Annotated in this window: 19 protein-coding genes, 2 pseudogenes and 1 riboswitch; of the genes and pseudogenes, 14 read left to right on the forward strand and 7 right to left on the reverse strand. The window is 71.3% G+C overall.

Going from position 1 to position 24,596, the window contains the following annotated elements:
- Window positions 1-95: 95 nt before the first annotated feature.
- The 4 genes and pseudogenes from ABZW18_RS25290 to ABZW18_RS25305 all read left to right on the forward strand — a co-directional run.
- Window positions 96-611: pseudogene (locus ABZW18_RS25290) on the forward strand (ATP-binding protein); the annotation flags it as partial.
- Between the two features lie 167 nt (window positions 612-778).
- On the forward strand, window positions 779-1,882 hold the full coding sequence (gene dprA, locus ABZW18_RS25295; RefSeq protein WP_356191397.1) for a DNA-processing protein DprA: 1,104 nt from the start codon (window positions 779-781) through the stop codon (window positions 1,880-1,882).
- Between the two features lie 242 nt (window positions 1,883-2,124).
- Window positions 2,125-2,961: an RNA polymerase sigma factor WhiG gene (gene whiG, locus ABZW18_RS25300; RefSeq protein WP_356191332.1), complete on the forward strand. Its 837-nt coding sequence runs from the start codon at window positions 2,125-2,127 to the stop codon at window positions 2,959-2,961.
- 128 nt (window positions 2,962-3,089) lie between these two features.
- The gene (locus ABZW18_RS25305; RefSeq protein WP_356191399.1) at window positions 3,090-3,647 is read left to right on the forward strand and encodes a helix-turn-helix domain-containing protein; all 558 of its coding nucleotides are present in this window, start codon (window positions 3,090-3,092) and stop codon (window positions 3,645-3,647) included.
- Between the two features lie 159 nt (window positions 3,648-3,806).
- On the opposite strand, the pseudogene ABZW18_RS25310 reads toward ABZW18_RS25305, so the two are convergent.
- Window positions 3,807-4,550 (reverse strand): annotated as a pseudogene (locus tag ABZW18_RS25310) (M23 family metallopeptidase); the annotation flags it as partial.
- A gap of 467 nt (window positions 4,551-5,017) precedes the next feature.
- Here ABZW18_RS25310 and rpsB point away from each other — a divergent pair.
- The 9 genes from rpsB to ABZW18_RS25355 all read left to right on the forward strand — a co-directional run bounded on the left by rpsB (window position 5,018) and on the right by ABZW18_RS25355 (window position 15,159).
- Window positions 5,018-5,968 carry a 30S ribosomal protein S2 gene (gene rpsB, locus ABZW18_RS25315; RefSeq protein WP_356191334.1) on the forward strand — a complete coding sequence of 317 codons (951 nt, stop codon included), beginning with the start codon at window positions 5,018-5,020 and terminating at the stop codon, window positions 5,966-5,968.
- Window positions 5,969-6,095: 127 nt separating this feature from the next.
- Window positions 6,096-6,932, forward strand: coding sequence for a translation elongation factor Ts (gene tsf, locus ABZW18_RS25320; RefSeq protein WP_356191337.1), 837 nt, complete (start codon window positions 6,096-6,098; stop codon window positions 6,930-6,932).
- A gap of 168 nt (window positions 6,933-7,100) precedes the next feature.
- Complete coding sequence (gene pyrH, locus ABZW18_RS25325) at window positions 7,101-7,868, forward strand: UMP kinase (protein WP_356191401.1); 768 nt, start codon at window positions 7,101-7,103, stop codon at window positions 7,866-7,868.
- 154 nt (window positions 7,869-8,022) lie between these two features.
- Window positions 8,023-8,580 carry a ribosome recycling factor gene (gene frr, locus ABZW18_RS25330; RefSeq protein WP_356191339.1) on the forward strand — a complete coding sequence of 186 codons (558 nt, stop codon included), beginning with the start codon at window positions 8,023-8,025 and terminating at the stop codon, window positions 8,578-8,580.
- Window positions 8,580-9,674 carry a phosphatidate cytidylyltransferase gene (locus tag ABZW18_RS25335; protein ID WP_356191342.1) on the forward strand — a complete coding sequence of 365 codons (1,095 nt, stop codon included), beginning with the start codon at window positions 8,580-8,582 and terminating at the stop codon, window positions 9,672-9,674. The genes frr and ABZW18_RS25335 overlap by 1 nt, the downstream gene beginning before the upstream one ends.
- A gap of 231 nt (window positions 9,675-9,905) precedes the next feature.
- Window positions 9,906-11,012, forward strand: coding sequence for a 23S rRNA (adenine(2503)-C(2))-methyltransferase RlmN (gene rlmN, locus ABZW18_RS25340; protein ID WP_356191344.1), 1,107 nt, complete (start codon window positions 9,906-9,908; stop codon window positions 11,010-11,012).
- 88 nt (window positions 11,013-11,100) lie between these two features.
- A riboswitch (TPP riboswitch) is annotated at window positions 11,101-11,210 on the forward strand.
- Window positions 11,211-11,359: 149 nt separating this feature from the next.
- Entirely contained in the window at window positions 11,360-12,388 is a 1,029-nt protein-coding gene (locus tag ABZW18_RS25345) for a thiamine ABC transporter substrate-binding protein (protein ID WP_356191403.1), read from the forward strand.
- Window positions 12,389-12,462: 74 nt separating this feature from the next.
- A complete protein-coding gene (locus ABZW18_RS25350) occupies window positions 12,463-14,127 on the forward strand; it encodes an iron ABC transporter permease (RefSeq protein ID WP_356191405.1) in 1,665 nt (554 codons plus the stop codon).
- Entirely contained in the window at window positions 14,128-15,159 is a 1,032-nt protein-coding gene (locus ABZW18_RS25355) for an ABC transporter ATP-binding protein (RefSeq protein ID WP_356191347.1), read from the forward strand.
- Between the two features lie 228 nt (window positions 15,160-15,387).
- On the opposite strand, the gene ABZW18_RS25360 is transcribed toward ABZW18_RS25355, so the two are convergent.
- The 4 genes from ABZW18_RS25360 to ABZW18_RS25375 form a co-directional block, all read right to left on the reverse strand.
- Window positions 15,388-16,602, reverse strand: coding sequence for a hypothetical protein (locus tag ABZW18_RS25360; protein WP_356191349.1), 1,215 nt, complete (start codon window positions 16,600-16,602; stop codon window positions 15,388-15,390).
- A complete protein-coding gene (locus ABZW18_RS25365; RefSeq protein WP_356191351.1) occupies window positions 16,584-17,312 on the reverse strand; it encodes an ATP-binding cassette domain-containing protein in 729 nt (242 codons plus the stop codon). The genes ABZW18_RS25360 and ABZW18_RS25365 overlap by 19 nt, the downstream gene beginning before the upstream one ends.
- Before the next feature lie 296 nt (window positions 17,313-17,608).
- Complete coding sequence (locus tag ABZW18_RS25370) at window positions 17,609-19,243, reverse strand: thiamine pyrophosphate-binding protein (protein WP_356191354.1); 1,635 nt, start codon at window positions 19,241-19,243, stop codon at window positions 17,609-17,611.
- A 94-nt stretch (window positions 19,244-19,337) separates the two neighbouring features.
- Window positions 19,338-20,813, reverse strand: coding sequence for a sodium:solute symporter (locus tag ABZW18_RS25375; protein WP_356191356.1), 1,476 nt, complete (start codon window positions 20,811-20,813; stop codon window positions 19,338-19,340).
- A gap of 145 nt (window positions 20,814-20,958) precedes the next feature.
- On the opposite strand from ABZW18_RS25375, the gene ABZW18_RS25380 reads away from it, so the two are divergent.
- The gene (locus tag ABZW18_RS25380) at window positions 20,959-22,668 is read left to right on the forward strand and encodes a PucR family transcriptional regulator (protein WP_356191358.1); all 1,710 of its coding nucleotides are present in this window, start codon (window positions 20,959-20,961) and stop codon (window positions 22,666-22,668) included.
- Window positions 22,669-22,726: 58 nt separating this feature from the next.
- On the opposite strand, the gene ABZW18_RS25385 is transcribed toward ABZW18_RS25380, so the two are convergent.
- Window positions 22,727-24,106: an aspartate aminotransferase family protein gene (locus ABZW18_RS25385; protein WP_356191360.1), complete on the reverse strand. Its 1,380-nt coding sequence runs from the start codon at window positions 24,104-24,106 to the stop codon at window positions 22,727-22,729.
- Window positions 24,091-24,579 carry an Lrp/AsnC family transcriptional regulator gene (locus ABZW18_RS25390; RefSeq protein WP_356191362.1) on the reverse strand — a complete coding sequence of 163 codons (489 nt, stop codon included), beginning with the start codon at window positions 24,577-24,579 and terminating at the stop codon, window positions 24,091-24,093. The genes ABZW18_RS25385 and ABZW18_RS25390 overlap by 16 nt, the downstream gene beginning before the upstream one ends.
- Between the last annotated feature and the right edge of the window lie 17 nt (window positions 24,580-24,596).

Raw genomic sequence — 24,596 nt, forward strand, 5'->3', positions numbered from 1 at the left:
AGGCAGCAACGACAAGGAACTGTGCTAGGTCGCCACCGCCGTCGGGGCCAAGGCACTGAAGCGGTCAACGGTCAGTTCTCAACCCCGTCCACAAGCTCGCCGCGAATCCGTGCCCGTGCGGGCGCCACTCGCTGCACGGCACCGGCTGCGAGTGCCCGCCTTCCGTGGTCCGCCGCTACCAGTCGAGACTGTCGGGGCCCTTGATGGACCGGGTGGACCTACGGGTCGAAGTGGAGGCCGTCAGTCGGACGGAGCTGATGGGCGAGGGCACCGCGGGCGAATCCACCCGCGTGGTGGCCGGTCGGGTGCGGGAGGCCCGGGAGCGCGCCACGGCACGACTGGCCAACACTCCCTGGCGGCTCAACAGCCAAGTGCCCGGTCACGAGCTGCGCACGCGCTGGCAGCCGGCCCGGGGGGCGATGCGGGAGGCCGAGTGCGACATGGAGCGAGGCATGCTCACCGCCCGGGGGCTGGACCGCGTGCTACGGGTCGCCTGGACCGTCGCAGACCTGGCCGGGCGGGACAACCCTGAGGCGCAGGACGTGGCTCACGCCCTGCAACTGCGCACCGGGATCAGCCGCGGTGTGGTCATGGCCGGAGGTTCGCGATGAGGGGGAGCGCGCGTGCTGCTGAGACCGTGACCGATGAGGGGCGGCGGGCGGTTGAGATCGACGGTGAGCTCGACGGGGGTGAGCCGGACTGGGGTGAGGCCGGTCGGGGTGGGCTTGACCCGGGTGAGAGCGACGAGAACCGTTGGGCGCGGGCGGCGCTCACCAGGATCGTCGAGCCGGGCGATGAGCTCATCGGCGCGTGGCTGAGACGGCTCGGACCCCGCGGCGTGCTGCGGCTGCTCGCCGGGTCGGGAGAGCCTCCGTCGGAGGTGAGCGCGGAGCGGATGGCCGGATACCGCAGCCGGGCGGCCGAGCTCGCCCCGGCAGCGGACCTTGCCGACGTCGAGGCGGTCGGAGGGCGTTTCGTCTGCCCCGGCGACCGTGAGTGGCCCCGGCAACTCGACGACTTGGGGGATGCCCGTCCGATCGGGCTGTGGGTGCGCGGGCGCCCGTCGCTGCGGATATGGGCGCTGCGGTCCGTGGCGGTCGTCGGGGCGCGTGCCTGCACGGATTACGGTGCCCATGTGGCCGCCACGCTCGGCGCGGGGCTCGCCGAGACCGGCTGGACCGTGGTCTCCGGCGCTGCCTATGGAGTGGACGGTGCCGCTCATCGGGGGGCACTCGGCGCGGGTGGCGCGACCGTCGGCGTTCTCGCCTGTGGTGTGGACGTGGCCTATCCGCGCGGCCACGCCGAGTTGATCGGCAGGATCGCCGAACAGGGACTGCTGGTCGCGGAGTTGCCGCCGGGAGGGCATCCGACGCGCAGCCGGTTCGTGCTGCGCAATCGCGTTATCGCCGCGCTCACCCGGGGGACGGTCGTGGTCGAAGCGAAGTACCGCAGCGGCTCTCTGGTGACGGCGCGGCAAGCGCAGAAGCTGGGCCGGTTCACGATGGGTGTCCCCGGGCCCGTGACCTCCGGGTTGTCCGCCGGCGTCCATAAGTTGCTGCGCGGAGAGGCGGCGCTTGTCACCGACGCCGCAGAAGTGACCGAACTCGTGGGAAGCATCGGTGACCTGGCTCCCGAGGGCCGCGGGCCGGTCGTCCCGCGGGACTTGCTGGACCCGGTCTCGGCGCGGGTGCTGGAGGCGCTGCCCGCGTGGACAGGAGCGGACCCGGGGCGGATCGCCCGGGGCGCCTGCACGGGATATGACGACGCGTTGGCAAAACTGTACGAACTGCAGTCACTGGGGTTCGTCGAACGGCACGGCGAACGGTGGCAGTTGGCCCGGTATCCCCGGGGTTCCGGCATTGACCGGCGAGGCGGTCCTTGACCTGCTGCGACCGGGTGACAGGGTTGGCCCGATGACCGCAACAGCCGACTTTGTGTTCTGTTCACGGCCGACACGCGCCCTTGTGGCATTAACCCTGGGGTGCGGTCAACGGAACGTATCTGCGCAGGCCCGACCCCGCAGTCTTCGCACACTGCGACGCTCCAGTCACGCTACGCTCACAAGCGTTCCGACCAAGACAGACGTCCTCACCCCGGTGACGTCAGAACGGCTCAAGGCGACGCATGCCTCAGCACACCTCCGGGTCTGACCGCGCGGCAGTACCACCCGCCGCTCGCGGCGGCGTGCGCCCCGCTGCGCCCTCGTCGCTCGACGAATTGTGGCGGTCGTACAAGGCCACGGCCGACAGCCGGCTGCGGGAACAGCTCATCCTGCACTACTCACCACTGGTGAAATATGTGGCGGGCCGAGTCAGCGTCGGCCTGCCACCCAACGTCGATCAGGCGGACTTCGTGTCCTCGGGCGTCTTCGGGCTCATCGACGCCATCGAGAAGTTCGACCCCGGCCGGTCCATCAAATTCGAGACCTACGCGATCACCCGGATCCGCGGGGCGATGATCGATGAACTCCGGGCGCTCGACTGGATCCCCCGCTCGGTCCGGCAGAAGGCGCGCGCCGTGGAGCGCGCCTACGCCACGCTGGAGGCCGCACTGCGCCGTACCCCGTCCGAGGCGGAGGTTGCCGCCGAGATGGGGATCGGGCTCTACGAACTGCACAACGTGTTCAGCCAGTTGTCCCTGGCCAATGTGGTCGCGCTGGAGGAGTTGCTGCACGTCGGCGGCGAGGGCGGCGACCGTCTGAGTCTGATGGACACACTGGAGGACACCGCCGCGGACAACCCGGTGGAGGTGGCCGAGGACCGCGAGCTGCGGCGGCTGCTCGCCCGGGCCATCAACACCCTGCCGGAGCGGGAGAAGACCGTGGTCACCCTCTACTACTACGAGGGGCTCACCCTCGCGGAGATCGGGCAGGTCCTCGGTGTCACCGAGAGCCGGGTGAGCCAGATCCATACGAAGTCCGTGCTGCAGCTGCGGGCGAAGCTGGCTGACGTCGGACGCTGAATCGTCCCTTCCGCGTTTCACTTTTCCTGGTCTCCTCCCTGTCCCTTCCTGGGTCTTCGTGCCACCGAGTGCCGCACCGGACGCCGCGTCCGTAGAGTGGATGCGTGCCCAGGATTCGAGCGGCCTCAGTGGCCGAGCACCGGACCATGCAGCGCGGCGCCCTGCTGGACGCCGCCCGCTCCCTCCTGTCCGAAGGCGGTACGGACGCCCTGACCTTCCCGGCCCTCGCCGAGCGCACCGGGCTGGCTCGGTCCTCCGTCTATGAGTACTTCCGCTCCCGCGCGGCAGTCGTCGAGGAGTTGTGCGCCGTCGACTTCCCGATCTGGGCGGCGGAGGTCGAAGCCGCCATGGAGAGGGTGGACACGCCCGAGGGAAAGATCGAGGCGTATGTACGGCAGCAGCTGGCGCTCGTCGGCGACCGGCGGCACCGGGCGGTGGTCGCGATCTCCGCGGGCGAGCTGGACGCCGGTGCCCGCGAGAAGATCCGCGCCGCCCACGGCGGCCTGATCGCCATGATCGTCGAGGCACTCGGAGAGCTCGGCCACGAACAGCCTCGGCTGGCCGCGATGCTGTTGCAAGGTGTGGTGGACGCCGCGGTTCGCCGTATCGAGCTCGGCGCGGCCGAGGACCCGGAGCGGATCACCGAGGCCGCCGTGTCGATGGCTCTGCGCGGTGTGCAGGGCTGATCCTCCGACCGGCGAGGTGTGCGAGGGCTCAGGAATGCCGAAGACCGGCAGGAGCCGGGAGGGGCCGCCGCGCAGCAGCCGGGCCGGCAGGAGCGACAGCGGGTCCAGATAACGCTTCCCCCGCAGCAGGCCCCAGTGCAGGCAGCCGGAATGGCAGTGGAAGGGACCGTCGTCCAGCGTTCCGACCGGCTGCCCCGCCGTCACCCGGTCACCCTTCCGCACGCTCGCCCGTACCGGCTCGTAGGTGATGCGGAGCGGGGGAGCGCCTGTGTCGTCCAGTTCGATCGAGAGCACCCGGCGTCCTGCGACGCTGCCTGCGTAAGCCACCCGGCCCGCGCCGGCGGCTCGTACCGTCCGGCCGGGTCGCGCGGCGAGGTCCACCCCACGGTGGCCCGCCGCGTACGGGGAGGGCGGCGGCTCCCAGCCCTTGACGATCATGGGGCGCAGGCTGCCTCCGGCGCCGTCCACGGGCCACGCCCGGCCCTCGGCGCCGTGTTCTGCCGAGCGGGTGGCCGCGGTCCCGGACACCGTGCCGGCCGCGGTAGCGGCCACCGCATCGAAGACCGCCGGGCGCCGCGCTGCCTCCCCTGGACCGGGACCACTCACAGCCCAGGCCACAGGCGCCACAGGCGCGGCAAGCGAGGCGACCAGCGAGGCGATCAGCGGGGCGACGAGCACGGCGCCGAGCAGGAGCGGCATGACCAAGCGCATTGCCGCAGGCGCCGTGAGCAGGGCATCGCGTCTTCGGTATCCGGAGCAGGACCGCGACGGCCCGGCACAGCTCCGCCATGAACCGGCCTGATGGCGGGCGCCGGCTACCGGAGGCCGGATGCCCGGTGCGCTGCGCGCGAGGCAGCCGGCAGGGCGACGACCTCGGGCGGGGGAAGTGTCCTTGTGTCCCATGAGCGGACGATGTCCCACGCCCCGGCTTCGCGGGGATCATGGGAACAATCTGTGGACTACCGGCCGGTTGTGGACAGCCCGGCCACCCGTGCGGGTGAGCGCAAGGCAGCGTGAGTCCGAGGCGCTCAGCCGCACCCGCGCGCCGGTGTCACCGCTGGTGCCATGGCAACCACGGCGGCTCCTCCCGTTCCGAGTCGATCGTGCCCCGAGTCCGCCCGGAGTCCGGTTCCGGGCCCTCTATGCGTGTCGCTCCGTGGTTCGGCGGTCACGTACACTTCTGGTGGCGATCCGGGTCACCGGGTCGACTTCGCACGCCCCGCCGCCGTTGCATCAATCCCTCTCGGGAAGCACGGCGGCCGCGCCCCTCGGTCCTCGGAAGCTCTTTTCCGTGGCAGGCGCGTCGGGGCGTCAGGCAGCACGGCGGCCGCCCGGCCGGCGTGGAACCGAGAATTGCAAGGAGTACGGCCATGGCCGTCGTCACGATGCGGGAGCTGCTGGAGAGCGGCGTCCACTTCGGGCACCAGACCCGTCGCTGGAACCCGAAGATGAAGCGCTTCATCTTCACGGAGCGCAATGGCATCTACATCATCGACCTGCTCCAGTCGCTGTCGTACATCGACCGCGCCTACGAGTTCGTCAAGGAGACCGTCGCGCACGGCGGCTCCGTCATGTTCGTCGGCACCAAGAAGCAGGCCCAGGAGGCCATCGCCGAGCAGGCGACCCGCGTCGGGATGCCGTACGTCAACCAGCGCTGGCTGGGTGGCATGCTCACCAACTTCTCGACCGTCTACAAGCGCCTGCAGCGTCTGAAGGAGCTCGAGCTCATCGACTTCGAGGATGTGGCCGCGTCCGGCCTCACCAAGAAGGAGCTCCTGGTCCTCTCCCGCGAGAAGGCCAAGCTCGAGAAGACCCTCGGCGGTATCCGCGAGATGCAGAAGGTGCCCAGCGCCGTCTGGATCGTGGACACCAAGAAGGAGCACATCGCCGTCGGTGAGGCGCGCAAGCTCCACATCCCGGTCGTCGCGATCCTCGACACCAACTGTGACCCGGACGAGGTCGACTACAAGATCCCGGGCAACGACGACGCGATCCGCTCCGTCACCCTGCTCACCCGCGTGATCGCCGACGCCGTCGCCGAGGGCCTCATCGCCCGCTCCGGCGCCGCCACCGGCGACACCAAGCCGGGCGAGAAGGCCGGCGAGCCGCTCGCCGAGTGGGAGCGCGACCTGCTCGAGGGCGACAAGAAGGCCGACGAGCCGGCTGCCGCCGAGGCTCCCGCGGCGACCCCGGCCGAGACCGCCGAGGCTTCTGCCGAGACCCCGGCCGAGGCTCCTGCCGAGACCCCCGCCGCGGCCACTGCCGAGACCCCGGCTGAGGCCCCGGCCGAGACCCCGGCGGCGGACGCCGAGCAGGCCTGACCTTCTGCGGCGGTCCGCGGGTCACCCCGCGGACCACCGCAGCGTCACGGCTGATGACGGCGGGGGTAGGTGCCCCCGCCGTCCACCCGTAGATCCAATCGACTTTCCGAGAAGAGATTGACAGACCATGGCGAACTTCACCGCCGCTGACGTCAAGAAGCTCCGCGAGCTCACCGGCGCCGGCATGATGGACTGCAAGAAGGCGCTGGACGAGGCCGAGGGCAGTGTCGACAAGGCCGTCGAGATTCTGCGCGTCAAGGGCCAGAAGGGCGTCGCCAAGCGCGAGGGCCGCAGCGCCGAGAACGGCGCGGTCGTCGCGCGTCTCGCGGACGACAACAAATCCGGCGTGCTGGTCGAGCTCAAGTGCGAGACCGACTTCGTCGCCAAGGGTGACAAGTTCATCGTCGTCGCCGACGAGATCGCCGCCCACGTCGCCAAGACCTCCCCGGCTGACCTGGAGACCCTGCTCGCCTCCGAGATCGAGGCCGGCAAGACCGTCCAGGCGTACGTGGACGAGGCCAACGCGACCCTCGGCGAGAAGATCGTCCTCGACCGCTTCGCGCAGTTCTCCGGCGGCTTCGTCGCCTCCTACCTGCACCGCACCAGCCCGGACCTGCCCCCGCAGGTCGGCGTTCTGGTCGAGCTGGACAAGGAGAACGCCGAGGTCGCCAAGGACGTCGCGCAGCACATCGCCGCGTTCTCGCCGAAGTTCCTCTCCCGTGAGGACATCTCCGCCGAGACCGTCGAGAACGAGCGTCGCGTCGCCGAGGCCACCGCTCGCGAGGAGGGCAAGCCCGAGGGCGCCCTGCCGAAGATCGTCGAGGGGCGGGTGAACGGCTTCTTCAAGGAGAACGTGCTCCTCGACCAGGCGTTCGCCAAGGACAACAAGAAGTCCGTCAAGAAGGTCCTGGACGAGGCCGGCGTCACCCTGAAGCGCTTCGCCCGCTTCCGGGTCGGCGTCTGACCCGAGCAGCTCCGTTCGCGACGGAATACGCCCGACCCGCTAGGGTCGGGTGCAGTCGGCCGCCTATGCGCCGGACGACCGCAGATGTGACGAGGAGGCCATTGCCGCAGAGGGCTCGACAAGATCCCACCGGCAATGGCCTTCTCGTATGTGCACGAGGAGATCTCCATGAATCAGGGCGCCGACAAGGCCGACAACAGCGACCACGGCAGCAAACGCCGCCGCTTCCTGCTGAAGCTGTCCGGTGAGGCATTCGCCGGCGGAGGGGCACTGGGCGTCGACCCCGACGTCGTGCACGCGATGGCGCGGGAGATCGCCGCGGTGGTCCGGGGCGGGGCGGAGATCGCCGTCGTCATCGGCGGCGGTAATTTCTTCCGTGGTGCCGAGCTTCAGCAGCGCGGTATGGACCGGGCACGGTCCGACTACATGGGCATGCTGGGTACGGTGATGAACTGCCTCGCTCTGCAGGACTTCCTGGAGAAGGAGGGCATCGACTCCCGTGTCCAGACGGCCATCACCATGGGACAGGTTGCGGAGCCGTATATCCCGCTGAGGGCCGTACGGCACCTGGAGAAGGGGCGCGTTGTGATCTTCGGCGCGGGTATGGGCATGCCCTACTTCTCCACCGACACCACAGCCGCGCAGCGTGCCCTGGAGATCGATGCCGAGGCGCTGCTCATGGGTAAGAACGGTGTGGACGGGGTCTATGACTCCGACCCGAAGAAGAACCCCGACGCGGTGAAGTTCGACGCTCTGGAGTACGGCGAGGTGCTCACCCGCGGCCTCAAGGTTGCCGATGCCACCGCCATCACTCTGTGCATGGACAACAAGCTTCCGATCCTCGTCTTCGAGCTGACCGCCGAGGGCAACATCGCGCGTGCGGTGAAGGGTGAGAAGATCGGCACGCTCGTCAGCGACCAAGGGACGCGGGCCTGACGCTCCGGCCGGTGCCCCGAGAGGGGAAGGGCAACTCCGGGCCGCACGAACAGCCCGGCACGGGGATGGACAAGGGCCTGCCGGTCGGACACCGTGCAGGAGAAGACGCGCGCAGGGGCGAAGCTGTGCTCACTCAAAAGACCAGGAGCAAGTGGTGATCGAAGAGATCCTCCTCGAGGCCGAGGAGAAAATGGAGAAGGCCGTCGTGGTCGCCAAGGAGGACTTCGCCGCGATCCGCACCGGGCGTGCGCACCCGGCGATGTTCAACAAGATCGTGGCGGAGTACTACGGTGCGCTGACGCCGATCAACCAGCTGGCCTCGTTCTCAGTACCGGAGCCACGCATGGCGGTGGTGTCCCCGTTCGACCAGAGCGCACTGCGCAACATCGAGCAGGCGATCCGCGACTCCGACCTCGGGGTCAACCCGTCGAACGACGGCAGGATCATCCGGGTGACGTTCCCCGAACTCACCGAGGAGCGCCGCCGCGAGTACATCAAGGTCGCGAAGAACAAGGGCGAGGACTCGAAGATCTCGATCCGCAGCGTCCGCCGGAAGGCCAAGGAGAGCATCGACAAGCTGATCAAGGACGGCGACGTCGGCGAGGACGAAGGCCGCCGCGCCGAGAAGGAGCTCGACGACACCACCGCGAAGTACGTCACGCAGGTGGACGAGCTGCTCAAGCACAAGGAAGCCGAGCTGCTCGAGGTCTGATGAACGACTCTTCCTGGGGTGCCCCGCCGGGCACCGGCTTCTGGGGGGCGTCCGACCAGGGTTTCCCCCCGGCGGGTCCCGCGTACGGGGCTGCCGACGCGGCGCAGACTCGGCCCATGCCCATCGTGCCCGGCGCAGGCCGAGACCAGGACGACCGCGACCGGGGGGCCGCTCGGCTGAGCGGCCCCCTGTTCCGCGACGAGCAGCGGCAGCCGGAGGAACACCCAGTGCACAGGCAGCCGCAGCAGCCCGCCGCGTCGTCCTCGCCCTCGTCGGCGCAGAAGAAGCGCGCGGGGCGTGATCTGCGTGCGGCCATAGGGGTGGGCGTGGGCCTCGGCGCGCTGATCGTCGCGTCGCTGCTCATCGTGAAGGCCCTCTTCGTCGCGGTGATCGCCGCCGCGGTGGTCGTCGGACTCTGGGAGCTGACGTCGCGGCTCTCGGAGAAGAAGGGCATCCGGGTCCCCCTGGTGCCTCTCGCCGTCGGCGGCGCGGCCATGATCGTCGCCGGTTATGTGCGCGGAGCCGAGGGCGCGTCGGTGGCGATGGCTCTCACCGCGCTCGCGGTCCTCGTATGGCGCATGACGGAGCCGCCCGAGGACTACCTCAGGGATGTCACCGCCGGTGTCTTCGCTGCCCTCTACGTGCCGTTCCTCGCGACCTTCGTGGCTCTGATGCTGGCCGCAGAGGACGGGGCTTGGCGGGTGCTCACCTTCCTGTTGCTCACCGTCGTCAGCGACACCGGGGCGTACGCGGTGGGGTGGCAGTTCGGCAAGCACAAGCTCGCGCCGCGCATCAGCCCCGGCAAGACCCGGGAGGGGCTGCTCGGCGCGGTGGCCTTTGCCATGGTGGCCGGGGCGCTGTGCATGCAGTTCCTGATCGACGGCGGCTCCTGGTGGCAGGGGCTGATCCTCGGGCTGGCGGTCGCGGCCAGCGCGACCCTCGGCGACCTGGGCGAGTCCATGATCAAGCGGGATCTCGGGATCAAGGACATGGGCAAGCTGCTGCCGGGACATGGCGGGATCATGGACCGGCTGGACTCGCTGCTGCCTACCGCGCCTGTGGTGTGGCTGCTGATGGTGATCTTCGTCGGCTGAGATGTGCGCGCCTCTTTGCGGCTCGCCCCGGACACTGTCCGGGGCGAGCCGCTTTCGCGCTCGGGGACCGGGCTGATCGCCGCCGGCGCGGATGACCGCGTACATCCGGGCCGCCTCCGGGCCGTACGAGGTCGTGCCGACGATGACGGGTACCGAGGCGGCCCGAGGGTGACTGGTCTCCCATCGCTGTGGCCCGAGCCGCCCGGGTCGATCTGCGACACTGGTCGGACCATGCCTGTACCCGGAGAACTCACTTTCGCCGTGCCGCGCGGAGCCAAGAAGCCCCCGCGGCACATCGCCGACCTCACTCCCGCCGAGCGCCGCGAGGCCGTCGCGGCCCTCGGTGAGAAGCCGTTCCGGGCCGGCCAGGTGTCGCGTCACTACTTCGCCCGGTACGCCGACGACCCGGCGGCCTGGACCGACATCCCCGCGGCGGCGCGCGAGAAGCTGGCGGCCGAGCTGCTGCCGGAGCTGATGTCCGTGATGCGGCACATCTCCTGCGACAACGACACCACCCGCAAGACCCTGTGGCGGCTCTTCGACGGCACGCTCGTCGAGTCCGTGCTGATGCGCTACCCGGACCGGGTCACCATGTGCATCTCCTCGCAGGCGGGCTGCGGCATGAACTGTCCGTTCTGCGCCACCGGCCAGGCGGGCCTGGACCGCAATCTCTCCACCGCCGAGATCGTCCACCAGATCGTCGACGGGATGAGGGCGCTGCGCGACGGGGAGATCCCCGGCGGGCCCGCCCGGCTCAGCAACATCGTCTTCATGGGCATGGGCGAGCCGCTGGCCAACTACAACCGGGTCGTCGGCGCGATCCGCCGCCTCACCGACCCCGAGCCGGACGGCCTCGGTATTTCACAGCGTGGGATCACCGTTTCGACGGTCGGTCTGGTGCCGGCGATGCACAGGTTCGCCGACGAGGGCTTCAAGTGCCGGCTCGCGGTCTCGCTGCACGCCCCGGACGACGAACTGCGGGACACCCTCGTGCCCGTCAACACCCGGTGGAAGGTCCGCGAGGTACTGGACGCGGCCTGGGAGTACGCGGAGCGGTCCGGACGCCGGATCTCCATCGAGTACGCCCTGATCAAGGACATCAACGACCAGGCGTGGCGGGCCGATCTGCTGGGGCGGCTCCTCAAGAACCACCGGGTCCATGTCAACCTCATCCCGCTCAACCCGACTCCCGGGTCGAAGTGGACGGCGTCCCGGCCGGAGGACGAGAAGGCGTTCGTCGCCGCGCTGGAGGCGCACGGCGTGCCCGTGACCGTACGGGACACCCGCGGTCAGGAGATCGACGGGGCCTGCGGGCAGCTGGCGGCCACCGAGCGCTGAGCGCTTCGCGCCCCTACCCCGTCCGTTCCCCGTCCCCTCCCCGGGTCGGAGCACCCTCGCGGTTGCTAGTGTGTGTTCGAACAAATGCACATTCCGACAGGGGAGCGCCACAGCGCTGAGAGTGCGGAGCAGTCAGTCCGCAGACCCTCGAACCTGAACCGGGTCATTCCGGCGTAGGGAGTTCGGTCGCCACTCAAGCTGTTGCGCCCCGCCCGGCCATCGCTCATCGCATCATCGAGCGCCGGGCGGGGCCGCGTCTCTTCCTGGTAACCCAGGAGGAACTTTCAGTGAGCACCACCACGATCAGAGCCACCGCCACCGCGCTGGCCGCCGCGCTGGGCATCACGATGCTCACCGCCTGCGGCGACTCGGGAGACTCAGCCGACTCCGGCGGCTCGAAGTCGAAGACGGTCACCCTGGTCAGCCACGACTCCTTCAACGCCTCGAAGGCCGTGCTGCAGCAGTTCACCCGGGAGACCGGCTACACGGTGAAGGTGCTGCGCGGCGGCGACGCCGGGGCGGCCGTCAACCAGGCCGTCCTGACGAAGGGCCACCCGCAGGGCGATGTCTTCTTCGGTGTCGACAACACCCTGCTCTCCCGGGCCCTCGACGCCGGCCTGTTCACCCCGTACGAGGCGAAGGGCCTCGACCAGGTCCGGCCGGAACTCCGGCTCGACAAGGACAAGCACCGGGTCACTCCCGTCGACACCGGTGACATCTGCGTCAACTACGACCGCAAGTACTTCGCCGGCAAGAAGCTGGCTCCGCCGAAGACCTTCGGCGACCTGGTCAAGCCGGAGTACAAGGACCTGCTCGTGACCGAGAACGCCGCCACGTCCTCCCCTGGGCTGGCGTTCCTGCTCGGCACGGCCGCGGAGTACGGCGACGGCTGGCCGGACTACTGGAAGAAGCTGCGGGCCAACGGCGTCGAGGTAGTGGACGGCTGGGAGCAGGCGTACAACGACCACTTCTCCGGCTCCGGCGGCGGCAAGGGGAAGGGCGACAAGCCGCTCGTCGTCTCGTACGCCTCCAGCCCGCCCGCCGAGGTGCTGGGTGTGAAGCCGCAGCCCGAGGAGAGCCCGACCGGGGTGGCGACCGGCACCTGCTTCCGGCAGACCGAGTTCGCCGGGCTGCTGGACGGCGCGGAGAACGCCGAGGGCGGGAAGGCGCTGCTGGACTTCCTGCTGAGCAAGAGGTTCCAGGAGGACGTGCCGCTGCAGATGTTCGTCAACCCGGCGCGCGGGGACGCGAAGTTGCCGGAGGTGTTCACCCGGTACGGCGCGAAGATCGACGACCCGGCGACCCTCGCCCCGGAGAAAATCGCCGAGAACCGCGAGCAGTGGGTCAAGCAGTGGTCCTCGCTCGTCCTGAAGTAACAGCCGCCAAGGAGCCCGGGCGGCGCGGTGCGGGCGGCCCCCGGGGTTCGGGGGCCGGGCTGCGCCTCGCGCTGATGGCCCTGCCCGTCGCGTTCTTCGGGCTCTTCTTCGCCTATCCGGTGGCCGCCATCGTCTCCCGGGGCCTACGCGTCGGCGGGCGCTGGCAGTTCGGCCGGATCGGCGAGGTGCTCTCCGACCCGGACCTTCTGCAGGTGCTGTGGTTCACCGTGTGGCAGGCGGCCGCCTCGACCGCGCTCACCCTGGCGATCGCGCTGCCGGGCGCGTACGTCTTCGCCCGGTTCGACTTCCCCGGCAAGGAGTTGCTGCGGGCGGTCGTCGTGGTGCCCTTCGTGCTTCCGACCGTTGTCGTCGGTTCCGCGTTCCTGGCGCTGCTCGGGCGCGGCGGAATGCTGGACGAGCTCTGGGGCTTCCGGCTGGACACCACGGTGTGGGCGATCCTGCTCGCGCACGTGTTCTTCAACTACGCCGTGGTCGTCCGTACGGTCGGCGGGCTGTGGGCCCAGCTGGACCCGCGCCAGGAGGAGGCCGCGCGGGTTCTGGGCGCGGGCCGGTTCGCCGCGTGGCGCAGGGTCACGTTGCCCGCGCTGGGACCTGCCGTGGCCGCCGCCGGTCTGATGGTCTTCCTCTTCACCTTCACCTCCTTCGGCGCCGTCCAGATTCTCGGCGGGCCGCGCTACGCCACGCTGGAGGTGGAGATCTACCGGCAGACCGCGCAGCTGCTGGAGTTGCCGACCGCCGCGGTACTCACCCTGGTGCAGTTCGCCGCCGTGGCCGGTGTGCTCGCGCTGCACGCCTGGACCGTACGGCGCCGCGAGACGGCCCTGGCCCTGGTGGACGCGCGCTCCACCGCGCGGCGACCGCGGGGCACCGGCCAATGGGCCTTGCTGGGGGGCGTACTGGCCGTCATCGCACTGCTGATCGTGCTGCCCCTGGGTGTGCTGGTGGAACGCTCGCTCGCCGCCCCGGGCGGGTACGGACTCACCTTCTACCGGGCGCTGGAGTCGGCGGCCGCGAGCGGCGGGACCTTCGTCGTGGCCCCGCTGCAGGCCGTGTGGAATTCACTGCAGTACGCGGTGGTGGCCACGGTGATGGCCCTGGTGGTGGGAGGACTCGCGGCCGCGGCGCTCACCCGGCGGTCCGCGGGCTCCGCGGGCGGAGACAGGGGACGGCTGATCCGGGGCTTCGACGTGCTGCTGATGCTGCCGCTGGGCACCTCGGCCGTGACGGTCGGCTTCGGATTCCTGATCACCCTCGACGAGCCGCCGTTGGACCTTCGCGATTCCTGGTTGCTGGTGCCCCTCGCCCAGGCCCTGGTCGGCGTGCCCTTCGTCGTACGCATCATGCTGCCGGTGCTGCGGGCGGTGGACGACCGGCTGCGTGAGGCGGCGGCCGTGCTCGGCGCGTCACCGCTGCGGGCCTGGCGGGAGGTGGATCTGCCGCTGGTGCGGCGGGCGTTGCTGGTCGCGGCGGGTTTCGCGTTCGCCGTCTCGCTCGGGGAATTCGGCGCGACCGTGTTCATCGCGCGGCCCGGCAACCCGACGCTGCCGGTGGCGGTGGCCCGCTTCCTGGGGCGTGCCGGAGAGCTGAACTACGGGCAGGCGATGGCCCTGAGCACGATTCTGATGCTGGTGTGCGCGGCCGCACTGCTGGCGCTGGAGCGTATCCGCCCCCGGTCCTCGCCCGGGGGAACCCCCATCGACCGTTCGGGAGAGTTCTAGATGGCGCTGCTGAGACTGGAGGGCGTGACCGTACGGTTCGGCGGGCGCACCGCGCTGGACGCGGTGGACCTGGAGGTCGCCGAGCACGAGACGCTGTGCGTGCTGGGGCCGAGCGGGAGCGGAAAGTCCACCCTGCTGCGGGTCGTCGCCGGGCTCCAACGGGCCGACGCCGGCCGGGTCCTGCTGTCGGGCCGCGACCAGACCGGCGTGCCCACGCACCGGCGCGGGGTGGGCCTGATGTTCCAGGACCACCAGCTCTTCCCGCAGCGCGACGTGGGCGGCAATGTCGCCTTCGGCCTGCGGATGCACGGGGCGGGGCGGGCCGAGCGGGAGCGTACGGTCGGTGAGCTGCTCGAACTCGTCGGTCTGCCGGGCGCCCGGCAACGGGGCGTCGCGGAGCTCTCCGGCGGCGAACAGCAGCGGGTCGCCCTCGCTCGTGCCCTCGCGCCGCAGCCGAAGCTGCTGATGCTGGACGAACCGCTGGGCCAGCTCGACCGGAGCCTGCGGGAGCGGCTGGTCGTCGAGTTGCGCGAGCTGTTCCACCGGCTGGGTACGACGGTGCTGGCGGTCACCCATGACCAGGGGGAGGCGTTCGCGCTCGCCGATCGTGTCGTGGTGATGCGGGACGGCCGGATCGCACAGACGGGTACGCCGCTGGAGGTGTGGCAGCGGCCCGCCTCGGAATTCGTGGCCCGGTTCCTCGGCTTCGACAACGTCGTCGGGGCCACGGTGCACGCCGAGGCCGCCGAGACCCCTTGGGGCAAGGTGCCCGTACCGGCCGGCACCGCGCAGGGCTCGTGCCGGCTGCTCGTCCGCCCGGCCGGGGTACGGCTCGCCCCGGTGACCGAGGGGCTGCCCTGCACGGTGGCGGCACGGACGTTCCGCGGCAACCATGTCGCGCTGCTGCTGGAGCCCGACCGCGGCCCGCGGCTCGAAGCGGCGTGCTCGCTGCGGGACGCGCCGGAACCGGGCGCGAGGGTCGGCGCCGCGTTTTCCGCCGCGGATGTGGTGGTGCTGCGCTCAGAGGGGTGACGGTCCTCACTGTCGTACGCCTCCCCGGTGAGGTCGTCGGGGGGCGCGGCCCCGCGCCGACGGAGACAGGGCGACGGCTTGGACGGTCAACAGCCGGAAGGCCGCGGCCCGTTGTGACCCGGCGAGGAATTCACACGTGTGGCAGTGACGTGACGGGGGACGTGGCTGTCGCCGGGGTGGCGGCCCGTCCGGCGGCTACCGCCGAAGCATCATCGGGGCACTGCGGCCTCAGTGGGACAGCGGCAGCGCGGCCAGTTCCGCGACCGCCCAGGTGATCGGGGCGAGTACGGCCACCATCACCGTCGCGCGCAGAGCCGCCGCCCTGCGCAGCAGGCCGGCGGAGGCGCCGATCCGCAGCAGCGCCGCGGTGATGTCGGCGCGCGCGCCCTTGGTCTCCAGCGCCGCCGTCAGGACCGTCGCGGTGGCGCAGGCCATCACGAGCGCCGCCGCGATACCCGTCAGCGGGCCGAACGGACGGTCGCCGGTCGAGTCGAGGGCCGTTCCGTACAGCTGGGTCGCGGCGAACGCCCCCGCGGCGACCGCGCACAGTACGCCGAGCGGACGGCCGAGGCGGGGGGCCTCCTCCTGGAGTACGCGGCCGGACAGCAGGCGCACCGACCCCGGCCGGCCGGCGGAGAGCAGCCTTCCGCACAGATGGGTGATGCCGGGACAGGCCAGCACCAGACCGGTCGCGATGAGCACCCAGCCGCCGACGACACCCGGCGGAATGGTGTCCAGCCGGCCGGGGAGCGGCAGCAGGCTGTGGGACGAGGGCGGCGTGGCGCCGCCCGCGTACGCCCCCAGGGCGATCCCGGCCGCCGTCAGCGCAACGCCCCAGGGAAGGCCCGTGGAGATCGTCGCCCGGGCTCTGGCTCCGGTGGCTTCGCCGGCGGCCACCGGCTGCTGCGGATCGGGTGCGCCGCCGGGACGCGGCTTCCTCGGCCGCAGCGTGATCGCTGCGGCCGTCCCGGCCAGCACGGGAACCACGAAGAGCAGGGTGACCACCGCCGCGAAGGGCATCGGCTCGCCCCCGCCGAGCGCGTCTGCCCGGGCGCCGCCGAGCGGCAGGACAGCCAGGTCCCCGCGGAGGTACAGGAAGACGAGCAGCGCGAACACGCTGCCCAGCGTGCAGGACACCGCCGTCGACACGGCGCCCAGCATCGCCAGCCCGACCGGGCCGAAACCGGCCGAGGACAGCCCGGGCTGCGGGCGCGCCCCGGGGTCCGTACGGGCGACCGCGACGGCGAGCTGCACGACCGCCGCCAGCGGCACCACGCACCACAGGAGCCGCGCGGCCGAGCCGGCCGCCTCCTCCGGGTGCCCCACCGCGTGGCCGAGCGCGGACAGCAGCAGGAAGCCGACCCCGGCGGAGGCGGCGGCGACCATCAGGCGGCGCAGCAGCACCAGGGGGCGGGTGCCGCGTGCTAGACGGAGAGCGAGCACTCGGCCCTGCCCTCCGTGTCGGGCATGGGAATTCCGCCGACCCGGCGGCCGTCCACCAGCACGACCGTACGGTCCGCGAGCGTCGCCACGTCCGCGTCGTGGGTGGCGAGGACGACCGTGATGCCGTGCGAGCGCGTCGCCGTGGTGAGGGTGCGCAGCACGTGCGCGCGGTCCGCCCGGTGCAGCGGAGCGGAGGGCTCGTCGGCGAAGAGCACCGACGGCTCGGCAGCCAGGGCGCGGGCGATCGCGACGCGCTGCCGGTGCGACTGGAGCATCCCTGCGGGCCGCTTGCGGGCGCAGTGGCCCACGTCGAGCCGCTCGAGCCACTCCATGGCGGCGGTCTTCGCGGCGCGGTGCGGGGTGCCGCGCAGCAGCAGCGGCAGCGCCGCGTTCTCCCAGCCGCTCAGCTCCGGCACCAGCTGGGGCTCTGTGTCGATCCAGCCGAAGCGGTCCCGGCGCAGCCGTTCGCGGCTCATCCGGCCCAGCGTGTGCACCGGCGAGCTGTTGAACCACACCTCGCCGCTCTGCGGCACCAGTTGGCCCGCCAGGCACCGCAGCAGCGTCGTCTTGCCACTGCCGCGTGCCCCGGTGACGGCGAGGATCTCGCCCTCGCGGGCGCCGACGGAGACCCCGGTGAGGGCCGGGGTCCCGCTGTGCGCGTAATGCAGGGAGCGTGCCCAGAGCACGTCGTTGTCCGGCGGGGCCTCCATGGCGAACACCTCGGCTTACCTACGACCGTCCGTTCCCCTGACCGGGTGACCGGACGCGAGCCCAATTGGTCACTTGCACCGTATGAACTCGGGCAGGCGGGAGGCGGCTCGTAGGACCTGGTGGCGGCCAGGTTCCTTCGAACGGCTCATATGAGCCGATGGTGTGCGACTGTCAGGGCGAATCCGGTCCCGGACCGGTCCCGGACCGGAGCAGGAGACCGGACCGGCGCCGGACCCGGGCAGGGATCCGGCCGGCGCCGGACCAGGGCCCAGCACCGAGGGGACCTGAGCCCTGGTCAGGCCGGGTCCGCCAGATGGGTCGGAGCGAACATCCGCAGCAGGGCCGGGAGGACCACGACCGACGGGCCCGGAGCAGCCAGAGCCGCCACCAGATCGTCGCCCAGCCGGTCGGCCGAGGTGCGCACGGCGGGGACCCCGAAGGACTCGGCGAGCGCCACGAAGTCCGGCCGGGCCAGCTCGGTGGCGGTGGCCTCGCCGAACGCGTCGGCCATGTACTCGCGGAGGATTCCGTAGCCGCCGTCGTCGACGATCAGCCAGGTGACGGGCAGGCCGTACTGCCGGGCGGTGGCCAGCTCGGCGATCGAGTACATCGCGCCGCCGTCGCCGGAGACGGCGAGCACCGGCCTGGCGCGGTCCGCGGCGGCGGCGCCCAGGGCGGCGGGGAAGCCGTAGCCGAGGCCGCCCGCGCCCTGGGCGGAGTGCATGGCGCCGCCGCGCGGATCGAAGGCGGACCAGGCCCAGTAGGCCAGGATCGTCATGTCCCAGAAGCTCGGGGCGCCGTCGGGCAGCGCGTCGCGGACAGCCGCGAGGACCTGCTGCTCCACCTCCAGGCCCTGGCGGGCGATACGGTCCCGCACCCGGGTCAGCAGGCCGGACGCCGCCTTGGCCGCGTCCCCCTCGGGCCGCTGCGCGACCGACTCCGCGAGGGTGCCCAGGGCGAGCCGGGCGTCCGCGTGGATGCCCAGCGCCGGGTGGTTGGACTCCAGCTTGCCGAGGTCCGCCTCGATCTGGACGAGCCGGCCGCGCGGCTGGAACGTGTGGTAGTTCGAGGAGAGTTCGCCCAGCCCCGAGCCGACGACGAGCAGGACGTCGGCCTCCTCCAGGAAGTCGGTGGTGTGCCGGTCCTCCAGCCAGGACTGCAGCGAGAGGGGGTGCTCCCAGGGAAAGGCGCCCTTGCCGCCGAACGTCGTCGCCACCGGAGCGTCCAGCTTCTCGGCCAGCGCGCGCAGTTCCTCCTGCGCCCCGGCGCGTACCACCCCGCCGCCGGCCAGGATCACCGGCCGCTCGGCGCCGTCCAGCAGCCGTACCGCCTCGGCGACCAGCTCCGGCCGGGGCGCCAGCGCGCGCGGCTCGGCGCCGAGGGGGAGCACCGGCGGTACGGACGTCGGTGCGAGCAGCACGTCCTGCGGGATTTCCACCCACACGGGGCCGGACGGCGCCTCGAGCGCGGACGCCCAGGCCGCGGCGAGCGCGGAGGGGATCTGCGAGGCCGTACGGACGGTGTGCACGGACTTCACGACGTCGCGGAACGACGCCTTCTGGTCGGCGAGTTCGTGCAGATAGCCCTTGCGGCCGCCACCGAGGCCCGCGGTCGGAACCTGGCTGCTGATCCCCAGCACGGGCGCGGACGCGGCGGCCGACTCCTGGAGCGCCGCGAGGGTCATCAGCGCGCCCGGACCGGTCGAGACGAGCAGCGGTGCGACGCCCCCGGTCACCCGGGCGAAGGCGTCGGCGGCGAAGCCCGCGTTGTTCTCCACCCGCAGCCCGATGTAGTCGAGCGAGGAGCGGCGCAGCGCGTCGAAGGTGCCGAGCGCGTGCTGCCCCGGCAGTCCGAAGACGGTGGTCGCGCCGAGCGCGGTGAGGGTTTCGACGACGAGGTCGCCGCCGTTGCGCGGCTGCGCGCTGCTCATGGTGGAGGAGCCTTCCTTGCTGTGGTGCAAGCGGAGTGGTGGTGCAGGCCGCGCGCGGCGCCCGTACGGGGGGGCGGGCGCCGCGCGCGGGGTCTCAGGCGTCGGCCGGCACGGCCTGCGCGGTCTCGGCCGGTACGGGCTGCTCGCCCGCCAGCCGCTTGCGCCAGGCGGCCAGCACCGCCGCGTCGGTCGGCTTCGTGGCCAGGCTGACCACGACATACGCGGCGAGCGAGGCCAGCAGGCCGTAGTAGATGGGCTCGTTGGCGAGGATGCCCTTCCAGGCCATGAGCGACAGGACGGTCAGACCGCCCACGCCCACCGAGGCGAGCGCACCGGAGCCGGTGCCGCGCTTCCAGAGCAGTCCGCCGAGGATCGGTACGAGCAGCCCGCCGACGAGCAGGTTGTACGCGACCGTCAGGGCCTCGACGACGTTGTTGAGCATGATGGAGATGGCGACCACCGCGACGCCCATGATCAGGATGAAGACGCGGTTGTCCTTCACCTCGTCGTGCGGGGCGCTGTCACCGCTGCCCGGTGTCACCCTGGCGCGCAGCCGCTGCCAGATGTCGTTGTTGGCCACGGTCGCGCAGGCGATCAGCGCGCCGGAGGAGGTCGACATGACCGCCGACAGCGCCGCAGCGAGGACGAGGCCCTTCACACCGATCGGCAGGGCGTCCCGGACGATGGTGGCGAACGCGTCGTCGGCGCTGCCGAGCTTCGGGTACAGGACCTTGGCCGCGGTGCCGATGACGGCGCCCGCGATGGCGTACACCAGGCAGTACACGCCGGCGGCGGTGCCGCCGAGCTTGGCGACCTTGTCACCGCGCGCGGTGAACACGCGCTGCCAGATGTCCTGGCCGATGAGCATGCCGAAGGAGTAGATCAGCACATAGGTGAAGACGGTCTGCGCGCCGATGCTCATGGGGGAGAAGTAGCTGTCCGGCAGTTGGGCCTGCATCTCGGAGAAGCCGCCCGCCTTGATGACCGCGATCGGCAGCAGCAGGACCAGCACGCCGATCGTCTTCACCACGAACTGCACCATGTCGGTGAGCGTGATGGACCACATGCCGCCGAGGGTCGAGTAGCAGACCACGATGGCGCCGCCGAGGATGATCGCGACGACCCGGTCGAGCCCGAAGATCACATCGAAGATGGTGGCGTACGCGATGGTCGAAGTGACCGCGAGCATCAGGGTGTACGCCCACATGACGATGCCGGAGATCAGTCCGGAGGTGCCGCCGTAGCGCAGGTCCAGCATCTGGCTGACGGTGTAGACCTTCAGCCGGGATATCCGGGCCGAGAAGAAGATGCTCAGTGCCAGCAGTCCGAAGCCGATGCTGAAAACCAGCCATGCGCCGGAGAGCCCGTACTGGTAGCCGAGTCCGACGCCGCCGATGGTGGAGGCGCCGCCGAGGACGATCGCCGCCATCGTCCCGGAGTACATCGCCGGGCCCAGCCGCCGGCCGGCGACCAGGAAGTCGCTCTTGGACTTGGCGCGGCGCATGCCCCACCAGCCCATCGCGAGCATGCCCGCGAGATAGACGACGATTACGGCGTAGTCGACAGCCATGGGCGCTCCTCGGTCCGATTGGCGTTCCCGCCGGAAAGGCGGGGTTCTGGGGTGTGACCCTAGGTGTCGCCCACGTGGCCTGAAAGTGTACGTTTCTTCTACCGAGGCGTCCTGAGACGTACGAACCATCCATGGGAGTCCGGCGATGACCGAGCTCGTTCCGCCGACTGTTCCCGTACCGCTCGCGGTCCTGCTGGACCTGCCCGGCCTCGGTCTGCGCCAGGTCGCGGGCCCGCGCGAGGACAGGCCGGTGTACGCCGTGCACACCAGCGAGATGGAGGACCCAGTTCCGTATCTGCTGGGCGGGGAGATGCTGCTCAGCGCCGGGGTGCACTGTCCGGACACCGAGGGCACCGGCAGTTACTGGGATCACTATGTGGCCCGTACGGTCCAGGCGGGTGCGGCGGCGCTCGGCTTCGGCATCGCCCCCGTCCACGACACGGTGCCCCGAGCGCTGGTGGAGGCCTGCGACCAGCACGGCCTGCCGCTGGTCGAGGTGCCCAGGCAGACCACGTTCACGGCCGTGGCCCGCGCCATGTGGCAGGCCATGGCCCAGCGGCGGCACCACGAGCTGCGCCGGATGACCGAGGCGCAGCAGGCGCTGGCGAGCGCCGCGGCGCGGGCGCATCCGGTGCCCGCCGTGCTCCGGCAGCTGGCACAGCACGTGGGCGGCTGGGCGGTGCTGCTCGGCCAGGACGGCGCCGAGCTCTCCGCCGCCGGTATCCGTCCCGAGCGCGACGCCCGGTCGGCCCTGACCGCCCTGGCCGCACGGCTGCGCCCCGGTCCGTCCTCCGCGGCCGACACGGCGGGGGACCTGCAGCTGAGCGTCTACGGACTGCCCGGCCCGGCTCCGGCGGAGGGCCGCCTCGCACTCGGTGTGTGCGCCGCCCGCCGCGACGCGGTCGACGGCGCGATCGCCGGGGTCGCCGTCGTCCTGCTCTCCCTGCTGACGGGCCCCCGCACCGCGGGCGCCGACGCCGGCCGCTCGGCGGCGCTCGTACGGCTGATGCTGGGAACCGATCCCGCGGCGGTGGCGCCGCTGCTCGTGGCCTCCGGGCCGGGGGCGGCGGGCGACACCGGGGCGCCGGCCGGTCAGGCGGGAGCAGCTCCCCGAGGCGCCGATTCCGCGGCACGGCCCGGCGGCGGACGGGGCGGCCCGGGGAGCAGTGGCGCGGCGGGACGTGGGCGCGGTACGGCCGGGCGCGGGCCGTCCGGGGGCGGGCCGTCCGGGGCCGACGCCTCCGCGACGGGGCGGGCGCCGGCAGGGGACGAGGACGCACCGGATCCGGCCGCGCTGTGGACCGTGGTGCACGGCCGCAGGCGGGGGCGGGCGCGGGCCGGGCAGCCGCTGTGGGCGGCCGAACTCGCGGCCGGGCTCGGCACTTCGCTCGTGGACGTCGAGGGGGATGAGCTGCGGGCGCTGGTGCCGGGCGGCGGTTCCGTGGAGGTTCAGCCCGGCTGGAGCCTGGGCGCGAGCCCGCCGGTGCCCGCCGGGGAGCTGGCGCGCGGGGACACCGAGGCGGCGCGGGCGCTGCGCCGGGCGCTGGCCGAGCGCGCCCCCCTCGTACGGCACCGGGCCGACGCCGTCGGCGGGCTCGGATCGCTCGTCCCGGCGGACGAGGCACGCTCGCTCGCCCGTACCAGGCTCGCCGCGCTGGAAGGTGCCCCTGCGCTGGTCGAGACGTTGCGCGTCTGGCTGTCCCTGCACGGCAGTTGGGACCGGACCGCGGTCGCCCTGGACATCCACCGCAACACCGTGCGCCAGCGCATCGCCCGCGCCGCGGAGCTCCTCGACACCGATCTGGGCGACCCGGACGTGCGCATGGAGCTGTGGTTCGCCCTGAAATGGCTCTGACCCTCCCCCGACAGGTGCGGGGAAGGGCCGGAGCTGTGGACGGGACGCCGGATCGGCGTCAGATCTTGGTCCAGGCCTCGGCGAGGACCTGGCGGACGATCTGCTCGATCTCGTCGAACGTCGACTGGTCGGAGATCAGCGGCGGCGAGAGCTGGATGACCGGGTCGCCGCGGTCGTCCGCGCGGCAGTACAGGCCGTACTCGAAGAGCTTCTTCGACACGAAACCGTAGAGCACCCGCTCCGACTCCTCGGCGGTGAAGGACTCCTTGGTCGCCTTGTCCTTGACCAGCTCGATTCCGTAGAAGAAGCCGTTGCCGCGGACGTCGCCGACGATCGGCAGGTCGTGCAGCTTCCGCAGGGTCGACAGGAACGCCGACTCGTTGTCCAGCACGTGCTGGTTCAGTCCCTCGCGCTCGAAGAGGTCGAGGTTGGCCAGCGCCACCGCGGAGGACACCGGGTGGCCGCCGAAGGTGTAGCCGTGCAGGAAGGTGTTGTCGCCCCGGTAGAACGGCTCGGCGATCCGGTCGGAGACGATCGCGGCGCCGATCGGGGAGTAGCCCGAGCTCATGCCCTTGGCGCAGGTGATGATGTCCGGGACGTAGCCGAACTTGTCACAGGCGAACATCGTGCCCAGGCGGCCGAAGGCGCAGATGACCTCGTCGGAGACGAGCAGGACGTCGTACCGGTCGCAGATCTCGCGGACCCGCTGGAAGTACCCGGGCGGCGGCGGGAAGCAGCCGCCGGCGTTCTGCACCGGTTCGAGGAAGACGGCGGCGACGGTATCGGGCCCCTCGAAGAGGATCTCCTGCTCGATCTGGTCGGCGGCCCAGCGGCCGAAGGCCTCGGGGTCGTCGCCGTGGATCGGGGCCCGGTAGATGTTGGTGTTCGGCACCTTGTGCGCGCCGGGGACCAGCGGCTCGAAGGGGGCCTTCAGGGCCGGCAGGCCGGTGATGGACAGAGCGCCCTGCGGGGTGCCGTGGTAGGCGACGGCCCGTGAGATGACCTTGTACTTGGTGTGGTTGCCGGTGAGCTTGTGGTACTGCTTCGCCAGCTTCCACGCCGTCTCGACGGCCTCGCCGCCACCGGTGGTGAAGAAGACCTTGTTGAGGTCACCCGGAGCGTAGTCCGCCAGCCGCTCGGCCAATTCGACTGCCTTCGGGTGGGCATAGGACCACACGGGGAAGAAGGCCAGCTCGGACGCCTGCTTGGCGGCGGCCTCGGCCAGCTCCCGACGGCCGTGGCCCGCCTGTACCACGAACAGGCCCGCCAGGCCGTCGAGGTACTTCTTGCCCTTGTCGTCGAAGATGTAGGCGCCCTCGCCGCGCACGATGGTCGGTACGGGGGCGTTCTCGTACGACGACATGCGGGTGAAGTGCATCCACAGGTGGTCGTACGCCTTCTGGGAGAGGTCGGCGCTCATGGCTATCGGGTTCCCCATGTGTAGGTCTGCTTGCGGAGCTTGAGGTAGACGAAGCTCTCGGTGGAGCGCACGCCGGGAAGCGTGCGGATCCGCTTGTTGATCATTTCCAGCAGGTGGTCGTCGTCCTCACAGACGACCTCCACGATGAGGTCGAACGAGCCCGCGGTGACGACCACGTACTCGACCTCCTCCATCCCCGTCAGCGCGTCGGCCACCGGGTCGAGATCGCCCTCGACATTGATCCCGACCATCGCCTGCCGCCGGAAACCCACCGTGAGCGGGTCGGTGACGGCGACGATCTGCATGACGCCCTGGTCGAGCAGCTTCTGTACGCGCTGCCGGACCGCGGCCTCGGACAGGCCCACGGCCTTCCCGATCGCAGCGTACGGACGGCGTCCGTCCTCCTGGAGCTGTTCGATGATCGCCAGGGAAACGGAGTCGACCGGCGTGTTTCCGTTGACGGCTCTGGTGTCGCGAGTTCGTGGGGGCACGAGCAACACTCTGCATG

This window comes from Streptomyces sp. NPDC004647 (assembly GCF_040609575.1).
Classification (GTDB): domain Bacteria; phylum Actinomycetota; class Actinomycetes; order Streptomycetales; family Streptomycetaceae; genus Streptomyces.